General features: G+C 59.5%; 18 protein-coding genes. 8 read left to right on the forward strand and 10 right to left on the reverse strand.

Annotation, left to right across the window (positions count from 1 at the left end; all coding sequences use genetic code 11):
• Nucleotides 1–40 precede the first annotated feature (40 nt).
• The 4 genes from QFW87_RS24150 to QFW87_RS24165 all read right to left on the reverse strand — a co-directional run bounded on the left by QFW87_RS24150 (nucleotide 41) and on the right by QFW87_RS24165 (nucleotide 2,930).
• A complete protein-coding gene (locus tag QFW87_RS24150; protein WP_283189063.1) occupies nucleotides 41–352 on the reverse strand; it encodes a GIY-YIG nuclease family protein in 312 nt (103 codons plus the stop codon).
• Between the two features lie 39 nt (nucleotides 353–391).
• On the reverse strand, nucleotides 392–862 hold the full coding sequence (locus QFW87_RS24155) for a nuclear transport factor 2 family protein (RefSeq protein ID WP_283189064.1): 471 nt from the start codon (nucleotides 860–862) through the stop codon (nucleotides 392–394).
• A gap of 111 nt (nucleotides 863–973) precedes the next feature.
• A complete protein-coding gene (locus QFW87_RS24160) occupies nucleotides 974–2,281 on the reverse strand; it encodes a CynX/NimT family MFS transporter (protein ID WP_283189065.1) in 1,308 nt (435 codons plus the stop codon).
• On the reverse strand, nucleotides 2,271–2,930 hold the full coding sequence (locus QFW87_RS24165; protein WP_283189066.1) for a FadR/GntR family transcriptional regulator: 660 nt from the start codon (nucleotides 2,928–2,930) through the stop codon (nucleotides 2,271–2,273). Before QFW87_RS24165 ends, QFW87_RS24160 begins: the two co-directional genes overlap by 11 nt.
• Nucleotides 2,931–3,096: 166 nt before the next feature.
• On the opposite strand from QFW87_RS24165, the gene QFW87_RS24170 reads away from it, so the two are divergent.
• Both QFW87_RS24170 and QFW87_RS24175 read left to right on the forward strand, forming a co-directional pair.
• A complete protein-coding gene (locus tag QFW87_RS24170; RefSeq protein ID WP_283189067.1) occupies nucleotides 3,097–3,408 on the forward strand; it encodes a type II toxin-antitoxin system MqsR family toxin in 312 nt (103 codons plus the stop codon).
• Complete coding sequence (locus QFW87_RS24175; RefSeq protein ID WP_283189068.1) at nucleotides 3,405–3,887, forward strand: type II TA system antitoxin MqsA family protein; 483 nt, start codon at nucleotides 3,405–3,407, stop codon at nucleotides 3,885–3,887. The genes QFW87_RS24170 and QFW87_RS24175 overlap by 4 nt, the downstream gene beginning before the upstream one ends.
• Nucleotides 3,888–3,940: 53 nt before the next feature.
• Here the strand turns inward: QFW87_RS24175 and QFW87_RS24180 are convergent, their stop codons facing one another.
• From QFW87_RS24180 to QFW87_RS24195, 4 genes are all read right to left on the reverse strand, one after another.
• Nucleotides 3,941–4,705, reverse strand: a complete 765-nt coding sequence (locus QFW87_RS24180; RefSeq protein WP_129441418.1) for an amino acid ABC transporter ATP-binding protein — start codon at nucleotides 4,703–4,705, stop codon at nucleotides 3,941–3,943.
• An 11-nt stretch (nucleotides 4,706–4,716) separates the two neighbouring features.
• Entirely contained in the window at nucleotides 4,717–5,814 is a 1,098-nt protein-coding gene (locus QFW87_RS24185) for an amino acid ABC transporter permease (RefSeq protein WP_283181585.1), read from the reverse strand.
• Nucleotides 5,815–5,824: 10 nt separating this feature from the next.
• Nucleotides 5,825–7,006 (reverse strand): amino acid ABC transporter permease, encoded by a 1,182-nt coding sequence (locus QFW87_RS24190; RefSeq protein ID WP_283189069.1) that lies wholly within the window; start codon nucleotides 7,004–7,006, stop codon nucleotides 5,825–5,827.
• A 65-nt stretch (nucleotides 7,007–7,071) separates the two neighbouring features.
• A complete protein-coding gene (locus QFW87_RS24195) occupies nucleotides 7,072–8,100 on the reverse strand; it encodes an amino acid ABC transporter substrate-binding protein (RefSeq protein WP_283189070.1) in 1,029 nt (342 codons plus the stop codon).
• A gap of 467 nt (nucleotides 8,101–8,567) precedes the next feature.
• On the opposite strand from QFW87_RS24195, the gene QFW87_RS24200 reads away from it, so the two are divergent.
• The 5 genes from QFW87_RS24200 to QFW87_RS24220 all read left to right on the forward strand — a co-directional run bounded on the left by QFW87_RS24200 (nucleotide 8,568) and on the right by QFW87_RS24220 (nucleotide 13,923).
• Nucleotides 8,568–9,224 carry an alpha/beta hydrolase gene (locus tag QFW87_RS24200; RefSeq protein ID WP_283181587.1) on the forward strand — a complete coding sequence of 219 codons (657 nt, stop codon included), beginning with the start codon at nucleotides 8,568–8,570 and terminating at the stop codon, nucleotides 9,222–9,224.
• 97 nt (nucleotides 9,225–9,321) lie between these two features.
• Nucleotides 9,322–10,809, forward strand: coding sequence for an ATP-dependent RNA helicase RhlB (gene rhlB / locus QFW87_RS24205; protein ID WP_283189071.1), 1,488 nt, complete (start codon nucleotides 9,322–9,324; stop codon nucleotides 10,807–10,809).
• Between the two features lie 140 nt (nucleotides 10,810–10,949).
• The gene (locus QFW87_RS24210; protein WP_283189072.1) at nucleotides 10,950–11,897 is read left to right on the forward strand and encodes an ornithine cyclodeaminase family protein; all 948 of its coding nucleotides are present in this window, start codon (nucleotides 10,950–10,952) and stop codon (nucleotides 11,895–11,897) included.
• Nucleotides 11,898–12,045: 148 nt separating this feature from the next.
• Nucleotides 12,046–13,173, forward strand: a complete 1,128-nt coding sequence (locus QFW87_RS24215) for an FAD-binding oxidoreductase (protein ID WP_283181590.1) — start codon at nucleotides 12,046–12,048, stop codon at nucleotides 13,171–13,173.
• A 93-nt stretch (nucleotides 13,174–13,266) separates the two neighbouring features.
• Nucleotides 13,267–13,923: a PAS domain-containing protein gene (locus QFW87_RS24220; protein ID WP_283189073.1), complete on the forward strand. Its 657-nt coding sequence runs from the start codon at nucleotides 13,267–13,269 to the stop codon at nucleotides 13,921–13,923.
• Between the two features lie 94 nt (nucleotides 13,924–14,017).
• Here QFW87_RS24220 and hmpA read toward each other — a convergent pair whose 3' ends face one another.
• On the reverse strand, nucleotides 14,018–15,199 hold the full coding sequence (gene hmpA / locus QFW87_RS24225; RefSeq protein WP_046048235.1) for an NO-inducible flavohemoprotein: 1,182 nt from the start codon (nucleotides 15,197–15,199) through the stop codon (nucleotides 14,018–14,020).
• 156 nt (nucleotides 15,200–15,355) lie between these two features.
• Between hmpA and norR the strand changes: the two genes are divergently transcribed.
• Nucleotides 15,356–16,906, forward strand: coding sequence for a nitric oxide reductase transcriptional regulator NorR (gene norR, locus QFW87_RS24230; RefSeq protein WP_283189074.1), 1,551 nt, complete (start codon nucleotides 15,356–15,358; stop codon nucleotides 16,904–16,906).
• Nucleotides 16,907–17,315: 409 nt separating this feature from the next.
• Here the strand turns inward: norR and QFW87_RS24235 are convergent, their stop codons facing one another.
• Complete coding sequence (locus tag QFW87_RS24235) at nucleotides 17,316–18,374, reverse strand: IS110 family transposase (protein ID WP_283190887.1); 1,059 nt, start codon at nucleotides 18,372–18,374, stop codon at nucleotides 17,316–17,318.
• Nucleotides 18,375–18,628: the final 254 nt, after the last annotated feature.

An 18,628-nucleotide genomic window follows, 5' to 3' on the forward strand; every position in this document is an offset into this window, starting at 1 on the left:
CGCCAGCAGCCTACAGATCTGCCTGATGGGTACTGATCATTCAGATTGATAAGCCCGCAGAAAAGGTCGTCACCAGACATTCCTTGGCGCTTTTCTTGAGTTTTTTGATCAGCCGTTCCTGACGCAGCGCTTCGCTTTTATCGCGGCAGACTTCGGTGTAAACCAAGGCCACGGCTGGGCTGGAGAGGAAGAATCGCGCACCCTTGCCGCTCTGGTGAGTAGCGAATCGGCGCACGGGATCATCGCTGATCCCGCAGTAGAGCGAACCATTGGCCGCGCGAACGAGGTAGACGAACCAGGGTTTGCTCACCGGCGTATCGGCATCGACGGAGATTTCGCTGAGGGTGTTCACGTGACGATCAAGGCTTGTAGGAAACAAGCCGCGATCTTATCAGCGACTGGCCTGGAATGCCTTCAGCCCCTTCAAGGCTTGAGCGCGAACGGCGTTTCTCACCGCTGGCGTCCAGCCCAATAGCAGCCCTTTGAACCCCAGCGCCTGCCGGGACCAGGTCCACATGTCGAAGCTGTCGTGATGCTCGCAGATCTTGCCATCGCGAAAAACGAAGCGGGCCTGAATATCGTTGACCACCGTGTTGCCGGTCTGGCTGAACAGGTACGTTGCCACCCAATGGGCGCCACCCGTGCGCTCATCGCTGCGCACGTTATCGAACGTCAGGGAAAAGTCCTTGGCCCGGGTGGTGAGCATGCGCCACATGTCGCCGGCATCGCGGCCACGCAGCTCGCCGAATGCTGGATCACTGAACACCACGTCGTCGGTATAGCAGGCACTCATGGCCTCGACATCCAGCCGCTGGAAGGCTTGGTAGAACTGGGTGATCAATGCGCTGTGGGCATCACTCATGGGCAAGTTCCCTGATGTGCAAAGTGGCTTCAAAAGACTGCCTCACGATAGTCAACAAACGCGCGGAACACTATCGGCATTCGTGGGCCGAATACCAACAGTGTGCGGGTGTCAGACCTTTTCGCTTTCGACCTGGACGTACAGCGAACGTCCGGCGCCGAGACCGGCAATGATCGCCCCGAGGCCAATGATGGCGAAGATCCAGCCCAGGGCGTTCCAGCCGCCGGTCCAGTCATGCACGATACCCACCGCGAACGGCCCCATGGACGCCAGGGTGTAACCAAAGCCCTGAGCCATGCTCGACAGGTTCGCCGCGACATGCGAGTCCCGCGAGCGCAGCACGATCAGCGTCAGCGCCAGACTGAACGCACCGCCCTGCCCCAGACCGAGCAGGATCGCCCAGCCCCACAAGCCTTCGATCGGTGCGTAGAGGCAACCGAATAAACCGCCAAGGGTCAGCAGCATGACGATGACGATCGCCAGACGCTGATCCTTGCCGCGGGTCGCCAGCCACGGCGCGGCCAGTGAACTGGCCAACTGGACAATGACAGAACCCGAGAGCACCAGGCCGGCCTGGGTCGGGGTCAGGCCGCGGCCAATCAGGATCGATGGCAACCAGCCGAACACGATGTAAGCCAGAGAAGATTGCAGGCCCATGTAGAGCGTCACTTGCCAGGCCAGCGGATCACGCAACAGACCGCGAACCCGATAGGCGACGTTGTGCGCGCCGTGTTTCTGACCGACTTGCGGCAACCAGAAAATCGCCGCGACCAATGCCGGCACCACCCAGAAGCCGAGGCCCAGCGCCCAGTTCTTGTCGAAATGCTCGCTCAACGGCACGGTCGCGCCCGCCGCCATCGCCGCGCCCAGACACAGCGCCATTGTGTAGACGCCGGTCATGGTCCCGGCGTGTTTAGCGAAGTCGCGCTTGACGATACCCGGCAACAAAACGCCGATCACGCCGATGCTCGCACCGGCCAGCACGCTGCCGGCAAACAGGCCGATTGTGCCGAACGAACTGCGCAGGATGATCCCGCCGGCCAACATCAAAAGAATCCCCAATACCACCCGTTCGGCGCCGAAACGTCGTGCCAGCACGGGCGCCAGCGGTGCAAACAAGCCGAGGCACAGCACCGGCAACGTCGTCAGCAAACCGGCCTGAGCTGACGACAAACCGAGGGTCTTCGAGATCTCGCTGAGCATCGGCGCCATGCTCGACAGCGCCGGGCGCAGGTTCAGCGCCACCAGGATCAAGCCCAGCAACAACAGCCATGGACGACGCAGGATCGGGTGGCTTTGCTGGACTTCTTCGTCATTGGCCTCGGCGTCGATCAGCAGTTCTTCGAGTTCCGCCGTGCGCTTGGGTTGCGTGATGTTGCTGTTATTGGCAGACATGGAATTCTCGGTTTCAAGGTTCATTGATCAACTCCCTCGAAAGGGCTTTGGCCCGCTCCGGGTCGCGTTGCTCGACGGCATCAAGCAGTGCGATATGAAGGTCGAACACCTCCTGGCGTCGAGGGCTGATGTTCAGGGTTTCGCGCAAATGCGCACCGACGATGCTGGAGAAGTAGCGATACAGCTCGCTGAGCGTCGGGTTGTGCGCGGCGTCCACCAGACGGCGGTGGAACACCAAGTCGCAGGCGATATACGTGTCGAGATCGCCGTGATAGTGGCTGCCGCTGACGCCCAATGCTTCACGCAACGCCACAAGGTCTTCGTCGGTACGCCGCAGTGCGGCCAGACCGATGGCCTCGACTTCCAGAATGTGCCGAGTCTCCCGGGCTTGCTCGTGGGAGCAGCGGGACAACGCCTTCAGGGTGTCGAGCGGATCAACCACCGCCCGCAGGTAGCTGCCATCGCCCTGACGGATTTCGATCAACCCGGAAAACGCCAACACGCGCATGGCTTCGCGCACGGTGTTACGGCTGATGCCCAGTTCTGCGGACAGTTCAGGTTCTGTGGGCAAGCGCTGACCGACCACCCAAACGCCTTGATTGATGCGCAGGCGCAATTGGTCCAAGGCCTGGTCGACCAGGGACCGTTTAACTAGCGGAGAAATGTCTGACATAGGATTCGCCCTTTCATCCAATCATAGGATGAATTTTCTGACATGTTAGTCAGATCCACGTAGGACGGCAACCGCCTACGGTCAGGGAGAGGGAAATGGAGCGGGATTATCGATTAGTCAAAATTACCCTTTAAGGGTAATTTCATGGACGGGTTAGCGGCTTCTTATGGAAAAGAACACACCCCATTACAACCTGGTTGTGATTAAGCAAGACGTCATCCGACTTGGGAAGAAAGCGTTTACCCGCAGCGCGCAAAAGGGCGGCAGAGAGCTGGGCCTGAGTTTCGAAGAGGTGCAAGAAGTCATTTTCGGGCTGCACGCAAGCATGCTGTACAAATCGATGACCACCTATGACGATCATCGCGTCTGGCAAGACGTTTACTACACCCGTTCGCACGGTCGGGAGACTTATATCAAGGTGACCTACCGCCCTGGTGGAGGCCCTCCGGTAATCTCTTTCAAGGAGAAGGACTCATGAAAACCAAACAGTGTTTCAGCTGCGGCGCCCTTGAAGGAATGAGACATTTCGAGGGGCGCGGTGAAACCTTGAGCGTAAAGGGGATGGAACGTCGGGTAGATGATCTATCCGGCTGGGAATGCCAAATGTGCGCGGAAGTCGAGTTCGACGACATCTGTTCACAGCGATATTCTGACGCAGGTGATGAACTGGTCATCGCCGGCAGACAGATGATCGGCGCCGAGATGAAGCGCATCCGCCGCAAACTGCATCTGTCCCAAAAAGAAGCGGTGCTGTTGTTGTCCGGTGGCGGACATAACGCATTTTCCCGCTACGAGCGCGGCGAAATACTGCCACCGAAGGCGTTGATGCTGCTGATGCGTCTGCTTGACCGCCATCCGCATTTGCTCATCGACGCGAAAATTCTGGGTGAAGGAGCGGATTTAAGGGGCTTTAAAGAGACCGTGCACAAAGAGCACGAAACGCTGACGGTTTCCTGAGCAAAAAACAAACCCGGCGCGAGGCCGGGTTTGTTCTGCGATTCAGCCTGACATCAATGCAGAATCTGGCTCAAGAACAGCTTCGTACGCTCATTCTGCGGATTATCGAAGAAGTCGTTCGGCGCGGCCTGTTCGACGATTTCACCTTTGTCCATAAAGATCACGCGGTTAGCCACGGTGCGGGCGAAGCCCATTTCGTGGGTTACGCAGAGCATGGTCATGCCGTCTTCAGCCAGGCCGATCATGGTGTCCAACACCTCTTTCACCATTTCCGGGTCGAGCGCCGAGGTCGGTTCATCGAACAGCATGATTTTCGGTTTCATGCACAAGGCACGAGCAATCGCCACACGCTGCTGCTGACCGCCGGACAATTGCCCCGGGAATTTATGTGCCTGCTCCGGAATGCGGACGCGTTCCAGGTAATGCATGGCGATTTCTTCGGCCTGGCGCTTGGGCATCTTGCGCACCCACATCGGCGCCAGCGTGCAGTTCTGCAGGATGGTCAGGTGCGGAAACAGGTTGAAGTGCTGGAACACCATGCCGACTTCACGGCGAACCGATTCGATCTGCTTGAGGTCGTTGGTCAGCTCCACGCCATCGACTACGATGCGACCTTGCTGGTGCTCTTCCAGACGATTGAGGCAACGAATGGTGGTGGACTTGCCGGAACCCGACGGGCCGCACAGGACGATACGCTCGCCCTGTTTAACGTTCAGGTTGATGTCTTTCAACACGTGGAACTGGCCGTACCACTTGTTCACGCCCTGCATCTGAATAATGCCTTCAGGGCTCACAGGCTGTTTGATCGCTTCACTCATAAACTACGCTCCTAACGCTTGTGGCCAGTGTCCAGCTTACGTTCCAAATGCATGGAGTAGCGGGACATACCAAAACAGAAAATCCAGAACACCAAGGCCGCGAACACATAGCCTTCGGTGGCCATGCCCAACCATTTCGGGTCGGCGGCGGCTTGTTTCACGCTGTTGAGCAAGTCGAACAGGCCGATGATGATCACCAGGCTCGTGTCCTTGAACAGCGCAATGAAGGTGTTGACGATGCCGGGGATCACCATCTTCAAGGCTTGCGGCAGAATCACCAGGCCCATGCTGCGCCAGTAACCGAGGCCCATCGCTGCAGCCGCTTCGTACTGACCTTTGGGAATCGCCTGTAGACCGCCACGCACCACTTCGGCGACGTAGGCCGACTGGAACAGGATCACACCGATCAGTGCCCGCAGCAGTTTGTCGAAGTTCATGCCTTCAGGCAGGAACAACGGCAGCATCACCGAGGACATGAACAGCACCGTGATCAACGGCACGCCGCGCCAAAATTCGATGAAGGTCACGCAGACCACCCGAATCGCCGGCATGTTCGAACGACGGCCCAGCGCCAGGACGATACCCAGCGGCAGAGCACCGGCAATACCGACGGTGGCGATCACCAGGGTCAGCATCAGGCCGCCCCATTGGCTGGTCGCCACGGCGCTCAGGCCGAACACGCCGCCGTGCAGCAGGCACCAGGCAATGATCGGGTACAGCACCAGGAAGCTCAGGCCATACACCGCTTTATGGTGAAAACGCGAGATGAACAACGGTGCCACGCCGATGACCGCCAGCCACACGGTCAGGTCCACGCGCCAGCGCAGGTCCACCGGGTAGTAGCCGTACATGAACTGGCCGAAGCGCTGCTGGATGAACACCCAGCAGGCGCCCTCCTTGGTGCAGTCAGCCTGGGTGGTGCCGACCCAGTTGGCATCGAGGATCGCCCAGCTCAGGATTGGCGGCACCACCAGGTAGATCAGGTAGAACGCGAACAGGGTCAGCAGGGTGTTGAGCCAGCTGGAGAACATGTTGGCGCGCATCCACGCCACGACACCGATGCTGCGGCTCGGGGGTGGCATGTCAGGTTTGAAAGTATGAGTACTCATGCGCTTTTCCTTACCGCTCGATCAGCGCAATGCGCTTGTTGTACCAGTTCATCAGCAGGGAAATGCTGATACTGATCGCCAGGTACACGCTCATGGTGATGGCAATCACCTCGATCGCCTGCCCGGTCTGGTTCAGCACCGTACCGGCAAACAACGAGACCATTTCCGGATAACCGATACCGGCCGCCAGCGAGGAGTTCTTCGCCAGGTTCAGGTATTGGCTGGTCAGCGGTGGAATGATCACGCGCAGGGCTTGCGGGATGATCACCTTGCGCAGCGTCGGACCGTTGCGCAAACCCAACGAGTGCGCCGCTTCGGTCTGGCCGTGGCTGACCGACTTGATGCCCGAACGCACGATCTCGGCGATAAACGCCGCGGTGTACACCGTCAGGGCCAGGGTCAGCGCCAGCAGTTCAGGGATCAGCACCCAGCCACCGACGAAGTTGAAGCCCTTGAGCTCCGGCATTTCCCAATGCACGGGGGCGCCGAAGATCAGCGCACACAGCGCCGGGATCACCAGCAACAGCGCCAGGCCGGTCCAGAACTTGCGGAACGGAACGCCGGTGGCTTCGAAGCGTTTGTTGGCCCAGCGGCACATCAGCACGATGGCGACGATGGCCACGACGACGCTGACCACAAACGGCCAGAAACCGTCCGCCGCCAACGCTGCGGGCATATTCAGGCCGCGGCTGCTGACGAAGAAGGTGTCGCCGAAGTTATGGCTGTTGCGTGGCCCTGGCATGGTCAGGAACACCGCGAAGTACCAGAACAGGATTTGCAGCAGCGGCGGAATGTTGCGGAAGACTTCCACATAAACAGTCGCCAGCTTGGCAATGATCCAGTTCTTCGACAGCCGTGATACGCCGACGATGAACCCGAGGATCGTCGCCAGGATCACGCCGATGAAGGTCACCAGCAGGGTGTTGAGCAAGCCGATGACAAACACCCGGGCATAGCTGTCCGATTCGGTGTAGTCGATCAGGTGTTGAGCGATGCCGAAACCGGCACTGCGCTCCAGAAAGCTGAAGCCGGAGGTAATGCCCCGGTGTTCAAGGTTGGTCTGCGTGTTGTCGAACAGATACCAGCCCATCGAGACCACCGCCACAATGGTGATGATCTGAAATAGCCACGCACGCACTTTTGGATCGCTGAGGCTGAGCCTCTGCTTTGGTGCGCCGATTGAATTTTGCATGAAGTGCCCCGCAAAGAATGGAACAGAACATCACCCGGCGGTTGGCCCACCGGGTGATAGAACCATCAGCGCACTGGTGGTGCGTATTGAATGCCGCCGTTGTTCCACAGAGCGTTCAGCCCGCGGTCAATGGCCAGTGGAGTGCCCTTGCCGAGGTTTTTCTCGAACACTTCACCGTAGTTACCCACTTGCTTGACGATCTGAACGACCCAGTCTTTCTTCACTTTCAGGTCTTTGCCGTATTCACCGTCAGCGCCCAGCAGACGAGCAACGTCCGGGTTCTTGGTGGCTTTGGCTTCAGCTTCAACGTTTGTCTGGGTGATGCCCATTTCTTCAGCGTTGAGCATCGCGAACAGGGTCCACTTGACGATGCTGAACCACTCTTCGTCGCCTTTACGCACGACCGGGCCCAGAGGCTCCTTGGAGATGGTTTCCGGCAGAACGACGTAGTCGGTCGGGGTCGCCAGCTTGCTGCGTTGTGCGTAGAGCTGGGATTTGTCGGAGGTCAGCACGTCGCAACGACCGGATTCCAGCGACTTGGCGCTTTCATCGGAGGTGTCGAAGGTGATCGGGGTGTATTTCAGACCGTTGCCGCGGAAGTAGTCGGAAACGTTCAGCTCGGTCGTGGTACCGGCTTGAATGCAGATGGTGGCGCCATCGAGCTCTTTAGCGCTCTTCACACCCAGTTTGTTGTTCACCAGGAAGCCGATGCCGTCGTAGTACGTCACGCCGGCAAACACCAGACCCATGCCCGAATCGCGCGAACTGGTCCAGGTGGTGTTACGCGACAGCACGTCGATTTCACCGGACTGCAGCGCGGTGAAGCGCTCTTTGGCGTTCAACTGGCTGAATTTGACCTTGGTCGCATCGCCGAAAACGGCAGCGGCCACAGCGCGGCAGACGTCAGCATCGATGCCGATGATCTTGCCAGTCGAATCCGGAACCGAGAAGCCCGGCAAACCGTCACTGACGCCGCACTGTACGAAACCTTTCTTCTGCACTGCATCCAGGGTTGCACCCGCCTGAGCGAACCCACTGACACCGAGTACTGCGGCTGCAGTCACGATAGCCAGGGTGGATTTCAACATCTTCATTCAAACCTCCAGTTTTGCTCTTGTTGTGTCGGAGCTTGAGTCCAGTCGCACCCTTATGAGGCGTTGTTGACCCGTGTTGGCTTTTTTTGGGGTCAACCGACGTAAGACCTGCGCTATGAGTCTAGTAGGAGAAAATCCACATCATGGACAACTCACTTCTCACCAATCGGCCGAACGGGCTGTAGCCCTTTCACGTTCGCGAAGCCCGTAGCGGCCACTGGCGAACATCCATCACCGGATTCTTTGCTATCCCACCGCCAGCAGTACACTGATAGTGTTACCGCAAGGCGCGAGATGGGTTGCACCGCTTCCCCATAGCAAAGCCCGTACCAGACCGCTCGCCGAAGCGATTGCGCGACAGGTCAATAGCAAAACTTGTAGCCTTGCGACATCTTCTTAACTGATCAATCAGGCACTCCCTCAGACCTCGCACTCAAAGAGAGCACCTGCACAACATTGGAGCAACCATGACCGAGCCCTTGATTCTTCAGCCCGTCAAGCCCGCAGACGCCTGCGTTATCTGGCTGCACGGCCTGGGCGCCGATCGCTACGACTTCTTGCCGGTGGCCGAGGCGTTGCAGGAAAGCCTGCTGACCACCCGCTTCGTTCTCCCTCAGGCACCGACCTGCGCCGTGACCATCAATGGTGGTTACGAGATGCCAAGCTGGTACGACATATTGGCCATGAGCCCCGCGCGCGCGATCAACCGCGAGCAGCTGGAAGAGTCGGCACAAAGGATCATTAATTTGATCGAAGTGGAGCGCGCCATCGGAATAGACGCCTCGCGGATATTTCTTGCAGGTTTTTCCCAAGGTGGCGCGGTGGCGTTACACGCCGCGTTTCTGAAATGGCAGGGACCGCTGGGTGGCGTAATTGCCCTCTCGACCTATGCACCGACCTTCAGCGAAGAACTGGAGCTTTCCGCCAGCCAGCAGCGCATTCCCGTACTGTCTTTACACGGCCAATACGATGATGTCGTTCAAAACTCCATGGGCCGCACCGCTTACGAGTATCTAAAGCAGCATGGTGTCACCGCGACATGGCAGGAATACCCAATGGCCCACGAAGTGTTACCCGAGGAAATTCGCGATATTGGCGTCTGGCTCGCCGAGCGCTTGCGTTAACCGCTTATGTAAAAACAGCCCATTGATCCATCCCACTACGCCGCGCCCGATTCTTGCATTACACTGGCCGGCGTATATTCCTTAATCAATTGATGAGATGACCGTGCTCAAAGCACTCAAAAAAATGTTCGGTAAAAGCGAGACTGAGCAGCTCGCGCCAGTCTCCAGCGCTCCGTCTCACCATCCCAGCCACCGCACCGACGGTAATCAGTCTGGCCGGACCGCAACCGTAGCGGTACCGAAGCACGAACCGATGGCCACACCGACCGTCCAACCCGTTGAGGCTCAAGCCTCTGAAGAACCGAGCAGCGAAGCTGCGAAACCTGCCAAACCGCGTCGCGAACCGAAGCCAAAAGCGCCGGTTACCCCCTGGAAACTCGAAGACTTCGCCGTCGAACCCCAGGAAGGCAAAACCCGTTTTCACGATTTCAAACTCGCCCCCGAACTGATGCACGCCATACAGGACCTGGGCTTCCCGTATTGCACGCCGATCCAGGCACAAGTCCTGGGCTTCACCCTGGCCGGCAAAGATGCCATTGGCCGCGCCCAGACTGGCACCGGCAAAACCGCTGCGTTCCTGATTTCGATCATCACCCAGTTGCTGGAAACCCCGCCGCCGAAAGAGCGTTATATGGGCGAGCCGCGGGCACTGATCATTGCGCCGACCCGTGAACTGGTGGTGCAGATCGCCAAGGACGCGGCCGATCTGACCAAGTACACCGGCCTCAACGTCATGACGTTTGTCGGCGGCATGGACTTCGACAAGCAGCTCAAGCACCTCGAAGCCCGTCATTGCGACATCCTCGTGGCCACTCCGGGCCGTCTGCTGGACTTCAACCAGCGCGGCGACGTGCACCTGGACATGGTCGAAGTCATGGTCCTGGACGAAGCCGACCGGATGCTCGACATGGGTTTCATCCCACAAGTGCGTCAGATCATTCGCCAGACTCCGCCGAAGGACGAGCGTCAGACGCTGCTGTTCTCCGCGACCTTCACCGAAGACGTGATGAACCTGGCCAAGCAATGGACCACCGACCCGTCGATCGTCGAGATCGAGTCGCAGAACGTGGCCAGCGAAAACGTCGAGCAGCACATTTACGCTGTGGCCGGCGCCGACAAATACAAACTGCTCTACAACCTGGTCAACGACAACGGTTGGGAGCGGGTGATGGTGTTTGCCAACCGCAAGGACGAAGTGCGGCGCATCGAAGAACGCCTGGTCCGTGATGGCGTCAATGCCGCGCAACTGTCTGGCGACGTGCCGCAGCACAAGCGCATCAAGACCCTCGAAGGTTTCCGCGAAGGCAAGATCCGTGTCCTGGTCGCCACCGATGTGGCCGGTCGCGGCATTCACATCGACGGCATCAGCCACGTGATCAACTTCACCCTGCCGGAAGTCCCGGACGACTACGTGCACCGCATCGGTCGTACCGGTCGTGCCGGCGCCGATGGCGTGTCCATCAGTTTTGCCGGTGAAGACGACTCCTACCAGCTACCGTCCATCGAGGCGCTGCTGGGTCGCAAGATCAGCTGCGAAACGCCACCGACGCATCTGCTGCGGGCGGTTGAGCGCAAGCGCCCGTAACGCGGGTCGCATTAAAAGAGGCGCAGCCGGAAACGGACTGCGCTTTTTTTTCGTCCGGTTTTTTTCAACAGGAGCTTGCTCGCGATAACTAAAAGTCCATAATGGACAAATTAGTTTACTTCCAGCTCCCGGAGCCGACCATGTCCAGTACGCCTTACGTGATCACCCAACCTCAGGCCCGCGAGCTGCTGGCGCAGTTCGACGTACCGCAGATCCTGCGCAAACTGTTCCGCGACCTGGCCGCCGGGCAAGCTGTGCAACCGGCGCAGCAGCTAGTGGAGTTTCCACAGGGCGCTGGCGACTTCATCAACTACATGGGCGTATTGGCCGAAGACGGTGTTTACGGGGTCAAGACCTCGCCGTACATCGTGCGTGAACAAGGCCCGCTGGTGACCGCCTGGACGCTACTGATGTCGATGCAGACCGGCCAGCCGTTGCTGCTCTGCGATGCCGGTGAACTGACCACGGCACGCACCGCCGCAACAACCGCAGTGGCGGTCGACGCCCTCGCCCCGCTCAAGGCCCGACACCTGGCGATCATCGGCAGCGGCAAGGTCGCCCAGGCCCACCTGCATTACGTCAAAGGTCTGCGCGACTGGCAGAGCATCAGCCTCTACTCGCCGAGCCTGAGCGACAAGAATTCCGAAGTATTGGCACAGCTCCTAAGTCTCGATCCTCGGCTGACCATCGTCGACAGTCGTGAAGCGGCCGTGCGAGACGCCGATGTCATCATGCTCTGCACCTCGTCTGCAGGCCCGGTGATCGACCCGTCAAGCTTGAGCAAACCGGCGCTGATCACCTCCATCAGCACCAACGCGCCGCGTGCCCATGAAGTGCCGCCGCAGAGCCTCAACGACATGCAAGTGTTCTGCGACTATCGTCTGACCACCCCGGGCTCGGCCGGCGAGATGTTGATTGCCGGTGAACAACATGGCTGGGACAAAAATGCGATCATCGGCGACCTGCCCGATCTGCTCAGCGAAAAAGTGCGGCGCCCCGACTACGACCGTCATGTGTTCTTCCGCTCCATTGGCCTGGGTCTGGAAGACATCGCGCTGGCCAATGCCATCTACCGCCTACAGCACTAACACCACGAACCCTTGTAGGAGCGAGGCTTGCCCGCGAAAGGAGCGCCTCGGACTGTCAATCAGACCGAGTCATCGTTCTTCGCGGGCAAGCCTCGCTCCTACAGAGGCCTCCACAAAATCCGCATTTACGCCCCATCAGGAGATGTTCATGAGCCAGGCAGACTTCATCATCATCGGCGGCGGGATTGCCGGCGCTTCCACCGGTTTCTGGCTGTCGCAGCACGCCCGAGTGATCGTGCTCGAACGCGAGTCCCATCCGGCTTACCACTCCACCGGACGTTCAGCTGCACTGTTCACCGCCGCCTACGGCACGCCTCAAGTTCGGGCCCTGACCCAAGCCAGCCGCGACTTCTTCGACGCGCCTCCGGCCGGTTTCTGCGAACACCCGCTGCTGACCCCGCGTGGCGAGATGACCGTGGACTTCACCGGTGACCCGGCCGAACTGAACAATCAATACCTGAGTGCCAAAGCCACGGTGCCGGAGATGCAGCTGCTCAGCGCCGACGAGGCCTGCGTGCGCCTGCCGATTCTGCGCCGGGAAAAAGTCCATGGTGCGATTTACGACCCGACCGCCAGCGACATCGACACCGATGCCTTGCACCAGGGCTACCTGCGCGGTATCCGACGCAACAAAGGCGAAGTTCATACCGACAGCGAAGTCCTGAGCCTGACCCGTGACGCCGAAGGTGAATGGCAAGTACAAACCAACGGTCAGACCTTCAGCGCCCCGGTCATCATCAACGCGGCAGGTGCCTGGGCCGACAAGATCGGCGAGCTCGCCGGCGCCAAACCACTGGGCCTGCAACCCAAGCGCCGTGCGGCGTTCATCTTCGCCGGCCCCGAGGGCGTGGACATCCACCATTGGCCAATGCTGGTCAGCCTCGACGAATCCTTCTACATGAAGCCCGACGCCGGAATGTTCCTCGGCTCGCCAGCCAACGCCGACCCGGTGGAACCGCACGACGTTCAGCCCGAAGAGTTGGACATTGCGATGGGCATCTACCAGATCGAAGAAGCCACCACCCTGACCATCCGCCGTCCGACCCGCACCTGGGCCGGCTTGCGCAGCTTCGTGAGCGACGGTGATTTGCTGTCCGGTTTCGATCCGCAGGTGCCGGGGCTATTCTGGGTAGCGGCACAAGGCGGTTATGGCATCCAGACCTCGCCGGCCATGGGCCAGGCCAGCGCTGCACTGGTGCGCGGCGAAGCCTTGCCCGAGCAACTGACTCGCTTCGGTCTGAACCCCGGGATGCTCTCCCCCGCTCGACTGGGCTGACGTTCAGACGTCAGGTGACGTGTCGACACGATTGCGGCAAACTTCCAACGCCCCTTTTTGACGGGGCGCTGATGCTGTCTGGAGCTCCACTTTATGAACGCCCAAGAACAAGAACCGGCCCGCGATGACTCAGCATTGAAGAGCTCGCCGCTGGACAATTTCCGCGCGATCGCCGATGCCATCGCCACGTTGTTCTTTCCTCACGCCGAGGTGGTGCTGCACGATCTGCACACACAGAAGGTCGACTACATTGCCAACAACCTGTCCAAACGGGAAATCGGTGACGACTCGGCGCTGGGGGACATGCTCAGCGAAGAGATCAGCGAACGAAACATCGGGCCGTACGAAAAGCTCAATTGGGATGGCCAGAAGATTCGCAGCCTGAGCAGTGTGCTGCGCGACGGCGAAGGTCATCCGCTGGCGGTGCTGTGCATTAATCTGAATATTTCGTTGTTCGAAAATGCCAAAGCCGCTCTGGATCTGTTCCTGTCACCGAGCAAGTTGATTCCGCAACCGGACTCGCTGTTTCGCGATGACTGGCAGGAGCGGATCAACACCTTCCTCCACGCCTGGCTTCGCGAACGTCAGCTGAGCCTGAACCTGCTGACCCGTGACCATAAGCGCGAACTGGTGCTGGCACTGCACGCCGAAGGCGCCTTCAAAGGCAAAAGCGCCTCCAACTATGTGGCGAACGTGCTGAACATGGGGCGGGCAACGGTGTACAAACATTTGAAAGAACTGAAGGGCTGAAAGACCGACACGCACTCGTAGGAGCACGGCTTGCCGGCGAAGGCATCCTTAAGATCGCCTTCGCCGGCAAGCCGTGCCCCTACAAGATAAGCGGTTACTCCAGCGCCGAAGCCGGCCCGAAGAACTCGTAACGGCTTTGCTTCTCCGGCACACCCAAGGCTTTGAGGTGGCGCTTGACCGCCGCCATGAAGCCTTTAGGACCGAGGAAGTACGCGTCCAGATCGCGCTGCTGCGGCAACCACTCGCCCAGTTGCTCCTGGCTCAACAGGCCAACCTTGTGCGCCGCCGGGCTCACGCCATCATCTTCGTCGTAGCAATAGAAGCGTTTGAGTTGCGGGTGACGCTCGGCCAAGCCATCGATCCAGTCGCGGAAAGCATGAACGCTACCGTTACGCGCGCAGTGGATAAAGTGCACCGGCCGTTCGGTCGCCAGCGCCGCTTCGAGCATCGCCAGCGTCGGTGTGATGCCAACGCCGCCGCTGATCAGCACTAACGGTTTGTCGCTGTCGGTCAGAGTGAATTCGCCCGATGGCGGGAACAGCTGGATGCTGGAGCCCACATGTAATTGATCGTGAAGATGGTTGGAGGCGCGGCCACCGGTTTCACGTTTGACGCTGATCCGGTACTGGCCCTTGTTGGCCAAGGCCGACAGTGAATAGTTACGACGAATCTCTTCACCATCGAGGATCAGTTTCATGCCAATGTACTGGCCCGGCTCTGCTGCCAGAATCGGGCCTTTGTCAGCCGGTTCGAAGTAGAACGAGATGATTTCCGCGCTTTCTTCGACCTTAGCCACCACGATGAATTCCCGCGCCCCGCGCCAGCCACCCGGTGCCTGTTCCTTCTGGTCGTAGATGCTGGTTTCGGCGCCGATCAGGATGTCGGCCAGTTGACCGTAAGCAGCCCCCCAGGCGGCCATCACTTCAGGTGTGGCGATCTCGTCGCCCAGCACTTCGGAGATGGCTCGCAGCAGGCAGGCGCCGACAATCGGATAATGTTCCGGGAGGATTTGCAGGGCGACGTGCTTGTTGATGATCTTGGCCACCAAGTCGCCCAACTGGTCGAGCTGGTCGATGTGCCGCGCATACATCAAGACACCATTGGCCAAAGCGCGCGGCTGATCACCGCTAGCCTGGTGGGCCTGGTTGAACAGCGGGCGAACTTCCGGATACTCGGACAGCATCATGCGGTAGAAATGAGTGATCAATGCTTCGCCACCGCTTTCCAGCAAGGGCACAGTGGATTTGACGATTGCACGGTCTTGAACGCTAAGCATAAGGCGACTCCTGATCTGCTTGATTTTCTAACTGACTGCCTTGTACTTATCAGTTTTCATGCCAGAAAATAAAACCTTATAAATCAATCAGTTAAGTTCTTTATAGTCATATCGACACACACTGACTTATAGTCATACCGACTACATGGAGTCACTATGACTGCAAAAGCCTTGCTAACCACCCTGCTTCCACTGGTCGCCGACCTGTCCCGCGAACTCCCCGAAGGCGAGCGTTATCGGCGCTTGCTCGAAGCCATGCGCGCCTTGCTCCCGTGCGATGCTGCTGCCCTGCTGCGCCTTGATGGCGAATGGCTGGTGCCGCTGGCCGTCGACGGGTTGAGCACCGACACCCTAGGCCGACGCTTCAAAGTCAGCGAACACCCGCGCTTCGAAGCGCTGCTCAGCAGCCCCGGCCCGACCCGTTTCGCCGCCGACAGCGACTTGCCCGACCCTTACGACGGACTGGTCGATGGCCTTGACGATCATCTGGAAGTCCACGACTGCATGGGCTGCCCGCTGTTTATCGACGAGCGTCCGTGGGGTTTGCTGACCCTCGACGCACTCGATCCGGAGCGCTTCGAACCGATCGAACTGGACGCCCTGGAAGCCTTCGCCAGCCTCGCCGCCGCCACCGTCAACGCCGCCGAGCGCATCGAACGCCTGGCCAATCGTGTCGAAGACGAACATCAGCGCGCCGAGGTTTACCGACAAGCCAGCGGCCAGCAGAACCGCGAGATGATTGGCCAGAGCAAGGCCCACAAACGGCTGGTGGAAGAAATCAATCTGGTGGGCGGCAGCGATCTTACCGTGCTGATCACCGGCGAAACCGGGGTCGGCAAGGAACTGGTCGCCCAAGCCATCCACGCCGCATCGCCCCGGGCCGACAAGCCGATCATCAGCCTCAACTGTGCCGCGCTGCCGGATACGCTGGTGGAGAGCGAATTGTTCGGCCACGTCCGCGGTGCCTTCACCGGCGCGATGAACGATCGGCGCGGCAAGTTTGAACTGGCCAATGGCGGCACGCTGTTTCTCGATGAGGTCGGTGAGCTGTCCCTGACCGTCCAGGCCAAATTGCTGCGAGTCCTGCAAAGCGGTCAGCTGCAGCGATTGGGGTCGGATAAAGAACATCAGGTGGACGTACGGCTGATCGCCGCGACCAATCGCGACCTGGCGGAGGAAGTGCGCAGCGGCCGTTACCGTGCCGACTTCTATCACCGCCTGAGCGTTTATCCGTTGCTGGTGCCAGCGCTGCGTGACCGTGGGCGGGATGTGCTGCTGCTCAGCGGCTATTTTCTGGAGCAAAACCGTTCACGCATGGGCCTCAACAGCCTGCGCCTGAACAGCGATGCGCAGGTTGCATTGCTGGCGTATACATGGCCGGGAAATGTGCGGGAGCTGGAGCATTTGATTGGCCGAAGTGCCTTGAAGGCGCTGGGTAATTGCAAGGAACGGCCGAAGATTCTGAGTTTGAGCGCGGCGGATCTGGATCTGCCCACTGGCAGCGTTGAGCTTGCAACCGAGCCAGCCCCTGTCAGCCCTGCTGCTTTGGTCTCGGGAGACTTGCGGGCAGCGACCGAGGATTATCAGCGTCGACTGATCAACGCCTGTCTGGAACGGCACCATAACAATTGGGCGAGTGCAGCGCGTGAGCTAGGCTTGGATCGGGCGAATCTTGGGCGAATGGCCAAACGCCTGGGCATGAAGTAACACGATCCCCTGTAGCAGCTGCCGAAGGCTGCGTTCAAGCCGGGGTCGCGCTCGACCGCAGCCCTCGCCAAACCATTCACCGCGCTGTATCTGGAGCACCGAGGGCTCGGGATTTACGACTGCTTCGCAGCCGGACGCAGCCTTCGGCAGCTGCTATGTATGGACTCGCCCCCACTGTCTACCCGCTTTTGAAAAACCGCCGCCCCGTTGCATCTATGTATTAGGCCTATTCGAGGAAGCCGTCTTCGGCTTCTGGCCAAAATTGGAAGAGCTCGTGGTATGCCGATTACAGTCAGGCCTCGAAGGCCAGTAGCAGCTAAGGCATCAATCCACGCCGGTCTTACCTGGGGTCAATTTTTTTTCAGCAAAGGGCCGGACAGTTAGTACCTCGGTGGCAGAACTCTGTCGCTCAGTGGCTCATCGTCGCTTGCCGGCCATCACCAGCCTGGCGACGATAAGTCTGGTCATTCTGTAGAAGCACCCAGACGATTCGCAGGTTGCGGTTGGCTAACCTGACCGCAGCCTCCTTACGGCCCAGTCGGCTCATCCAGCGCAACAAGCGGCGGTCATCGGGTTGCTGGGAATCAGGTCGTAGTTGTTGCAGTACCGCATGGGCTCCCTGGATCATCAGGCTGCGTAAATAAACATCGCCTCGCTTGGTCATGTCCCCCAGCCGGACCGTCTGCCCGCTGCTGTGCTGGTCAGGCACCATGCCAAAGTACGCGGCAAACTTGCGGGCATTGGGAAATCGCTCAGGCTTGGTTTCCTTGGCCACCAGTGCCGTGGCAGTGACTGGGCCGATGCCGCGCACAGTCATCAGTCGCTTCGCCGTCATGTCGGCGTTGGCGGCCACTTCGAGGCGCCCCGTCAGCACGCTGATGCGTTCGCCCAAATGGCGCCACTCGGCCAACAGTTCGTCGATCAGTTCACGCAGCAGACCCGGCACCGGCTGGGTGGCATCTTCCAGTACCCGCGGAATTTTCTGGCTGATCGCAACATCGCCCTGCGCCAAGGCCACGCCATGCTCGAGCAGCAGGCCGCGCATCTGATTACTCACGGCGGTGCGGCGACGCACGTAACCTTGACGAGCGCGATGCAGTGCCTGCATGGCCAGCGCCGCAACGCTTTTGACCGGCACTGCGCAGATCTTTTCATCGCGACCAGCCCGCAGGATCGCCAGCGCATCGTTGCGATCATTTTTAGGCCCGCTGCGATGTGTGGCCACCAAGCCGGCTGGAAGAATCCGCGCCAGATTGCCTTGGTCTTGCAGCTGCCGGGCCCAGGCTTGAGCACCCGGGCCGGTCTCCATCAGAACCACGACATGAGGCGGCAACTGGCGTAGAAACTCATAAAACGCCTCGCGCGACTTGATCCGTTGCTCGTAGTGCACCTGGCCGAGGACGTCTTCACCGGCGACCTGAAAGACCTGCTTGGCCAGATCGACCGCCACGGTTGTGCAGGCCGACAAATCGGAAGAAGACAGGAATTGATCAATCGAAGTATGCTTTTTCATGGACTCGCCCTCGCTGTCGTTGGCTGTTTAGACTGCCACCGTGGCGCATTGACGCCTCGGCTTGGGCGAGTCCATCCAATTACAGGGATCGCACTCAATGGTCTGGCGACGGAATACCCCTAAAGCCTGCCCGCAACAAGTCGATAACCCGGCATCGATAGCTGTTGGCGATCCTCGCGGTCGCCCATCACCTTTTTCCACAGAAGGTT

It is taken from the genome of Pseudomonas sp. PMCC200344, from assembly GCF_030053095.1.
Lineage (GTDB): Bacteria > Pseudomonadota > Gammaproteobacteria > Pseudomonadales > Pseudomonadaceae > Aquipseudomonas > Aquipseudomonas svalbardensis.

Excerpts from the sequence above, each read along its gene's own strand:
- QFW87_RS24155 (WP_283189064.1), bottom strand. The coding sequence starts at position 862 with ATGAGTGATGCCCACAGCGCATTGATCACCCAGTTCTACCAAGCCTTC.
- QFW87_RS24160 (WP_283189065.1), bottom strand. The coding sequence starts at position 2,281 with ATGAACCTTGAAACCGAGAATTCCATGTCTGCCAATAACAGCAACATC.
- QFW87_RS24165 (WP_283189066.1), bottom strand. The coding sequence starts at position 2,930 with ATGTCAGACATTTCTCCGCTAGTTAAACGGTCCCTGGTCGACCAGGCC.
- QFW87_RS24170 (WP_283189067.1), top strand. The coding sequence starts at position 3,097 with ATGGAAAAGAACACACCCCATTACAACCTGGTTGTGATTAAGCAAGAC.
- QFW87_RS24175 (WP_283189068.1), top strand. The coding sequence starts at position 3,405 with ATGAAAACCAAACAGTGTTTCAGCTGCGGCGCCCTTGAAGGAATGAGA.
- QFW87_RS24180 (WP_129441418.1), bottom strand. The coding sequence starts at position 4,705 with ATGAGTGAAGCGATCAAACAGCCTGTGAGCCCTGAAGGCATTATTCAG.
- QFW87_RS24185 (WP_283181585.1), bottom strand. The coding sequence starts at position 5,814 with ATGAGTACTCATACTTTCAAACCTGACATGCCACCCCCGAGCCGCAGC.
- QFW87_RS24190 (WP_283189069.1), bottom strand. The coding sequence starts at position 7,006 with ATGCAAAATTCAATCGGCGCACCAAAGCAGAGGCTCAGCCTCAGCGAT.
- QFW87_RS24195 (WP_283189070.1), bottom strand. The coding sequence starts at position 8,100 with ATGAAGATGTTGAAATCCACCCTGGCTATCGTGACTGCAGCCGCAGTA.
- QFW87_RS24200 (WP_283181587.1), top strand. The coding sequence starts at position 8,568 with ATGACCGAGCCCTTGATTCTTCAGCCCGTCAAGCCCGCAGACGCCTGC.
- rhlB (WP_283189071.1), top strand. The coding sequence starts at position 9,322 with ATGACCGTGCTCAAAGCACTCAAAAAAATGTTCGGTAAAAGCGAGACT.
- QFW87_RS24210 (WP_283189072.1), top strand. The coding sequence starts at position 10,950 with ATGTCCAGTACGCCTTACGTGATCACCCAACCTCAGGCCCGCGAGCTG.
- QFW87_RS24215 (WP_283181590.1), top strand. The coding sequence starts at position 12,046 with ATGAGCCAGGCAGACTTCATCATCATCGGCGGCGGGATTGCCGGCGCT.
- QFW87_RS24220 (WP_283189073.1), top strand. The coding sequence starts at position 13,267 with ATGAACGCCCAAGAACAAGAACCGGCCCGCGATGACTCAGCATTGAAG.
- hmpA (WP_046048235.1), bottom strand. The coding sequence starts at position 15,199 with ATGCTTAGCGTTCAAGACCGTGCAATCGTCAAATCCACTGTGCCCTTG.
- norR (WP_283189074.1), top strand. The coding sequence starts at position 15,356 with ATGACTGCAAAAGCCTTGCTAACCACCCTGCTTCCACTGGTCGCCGAC.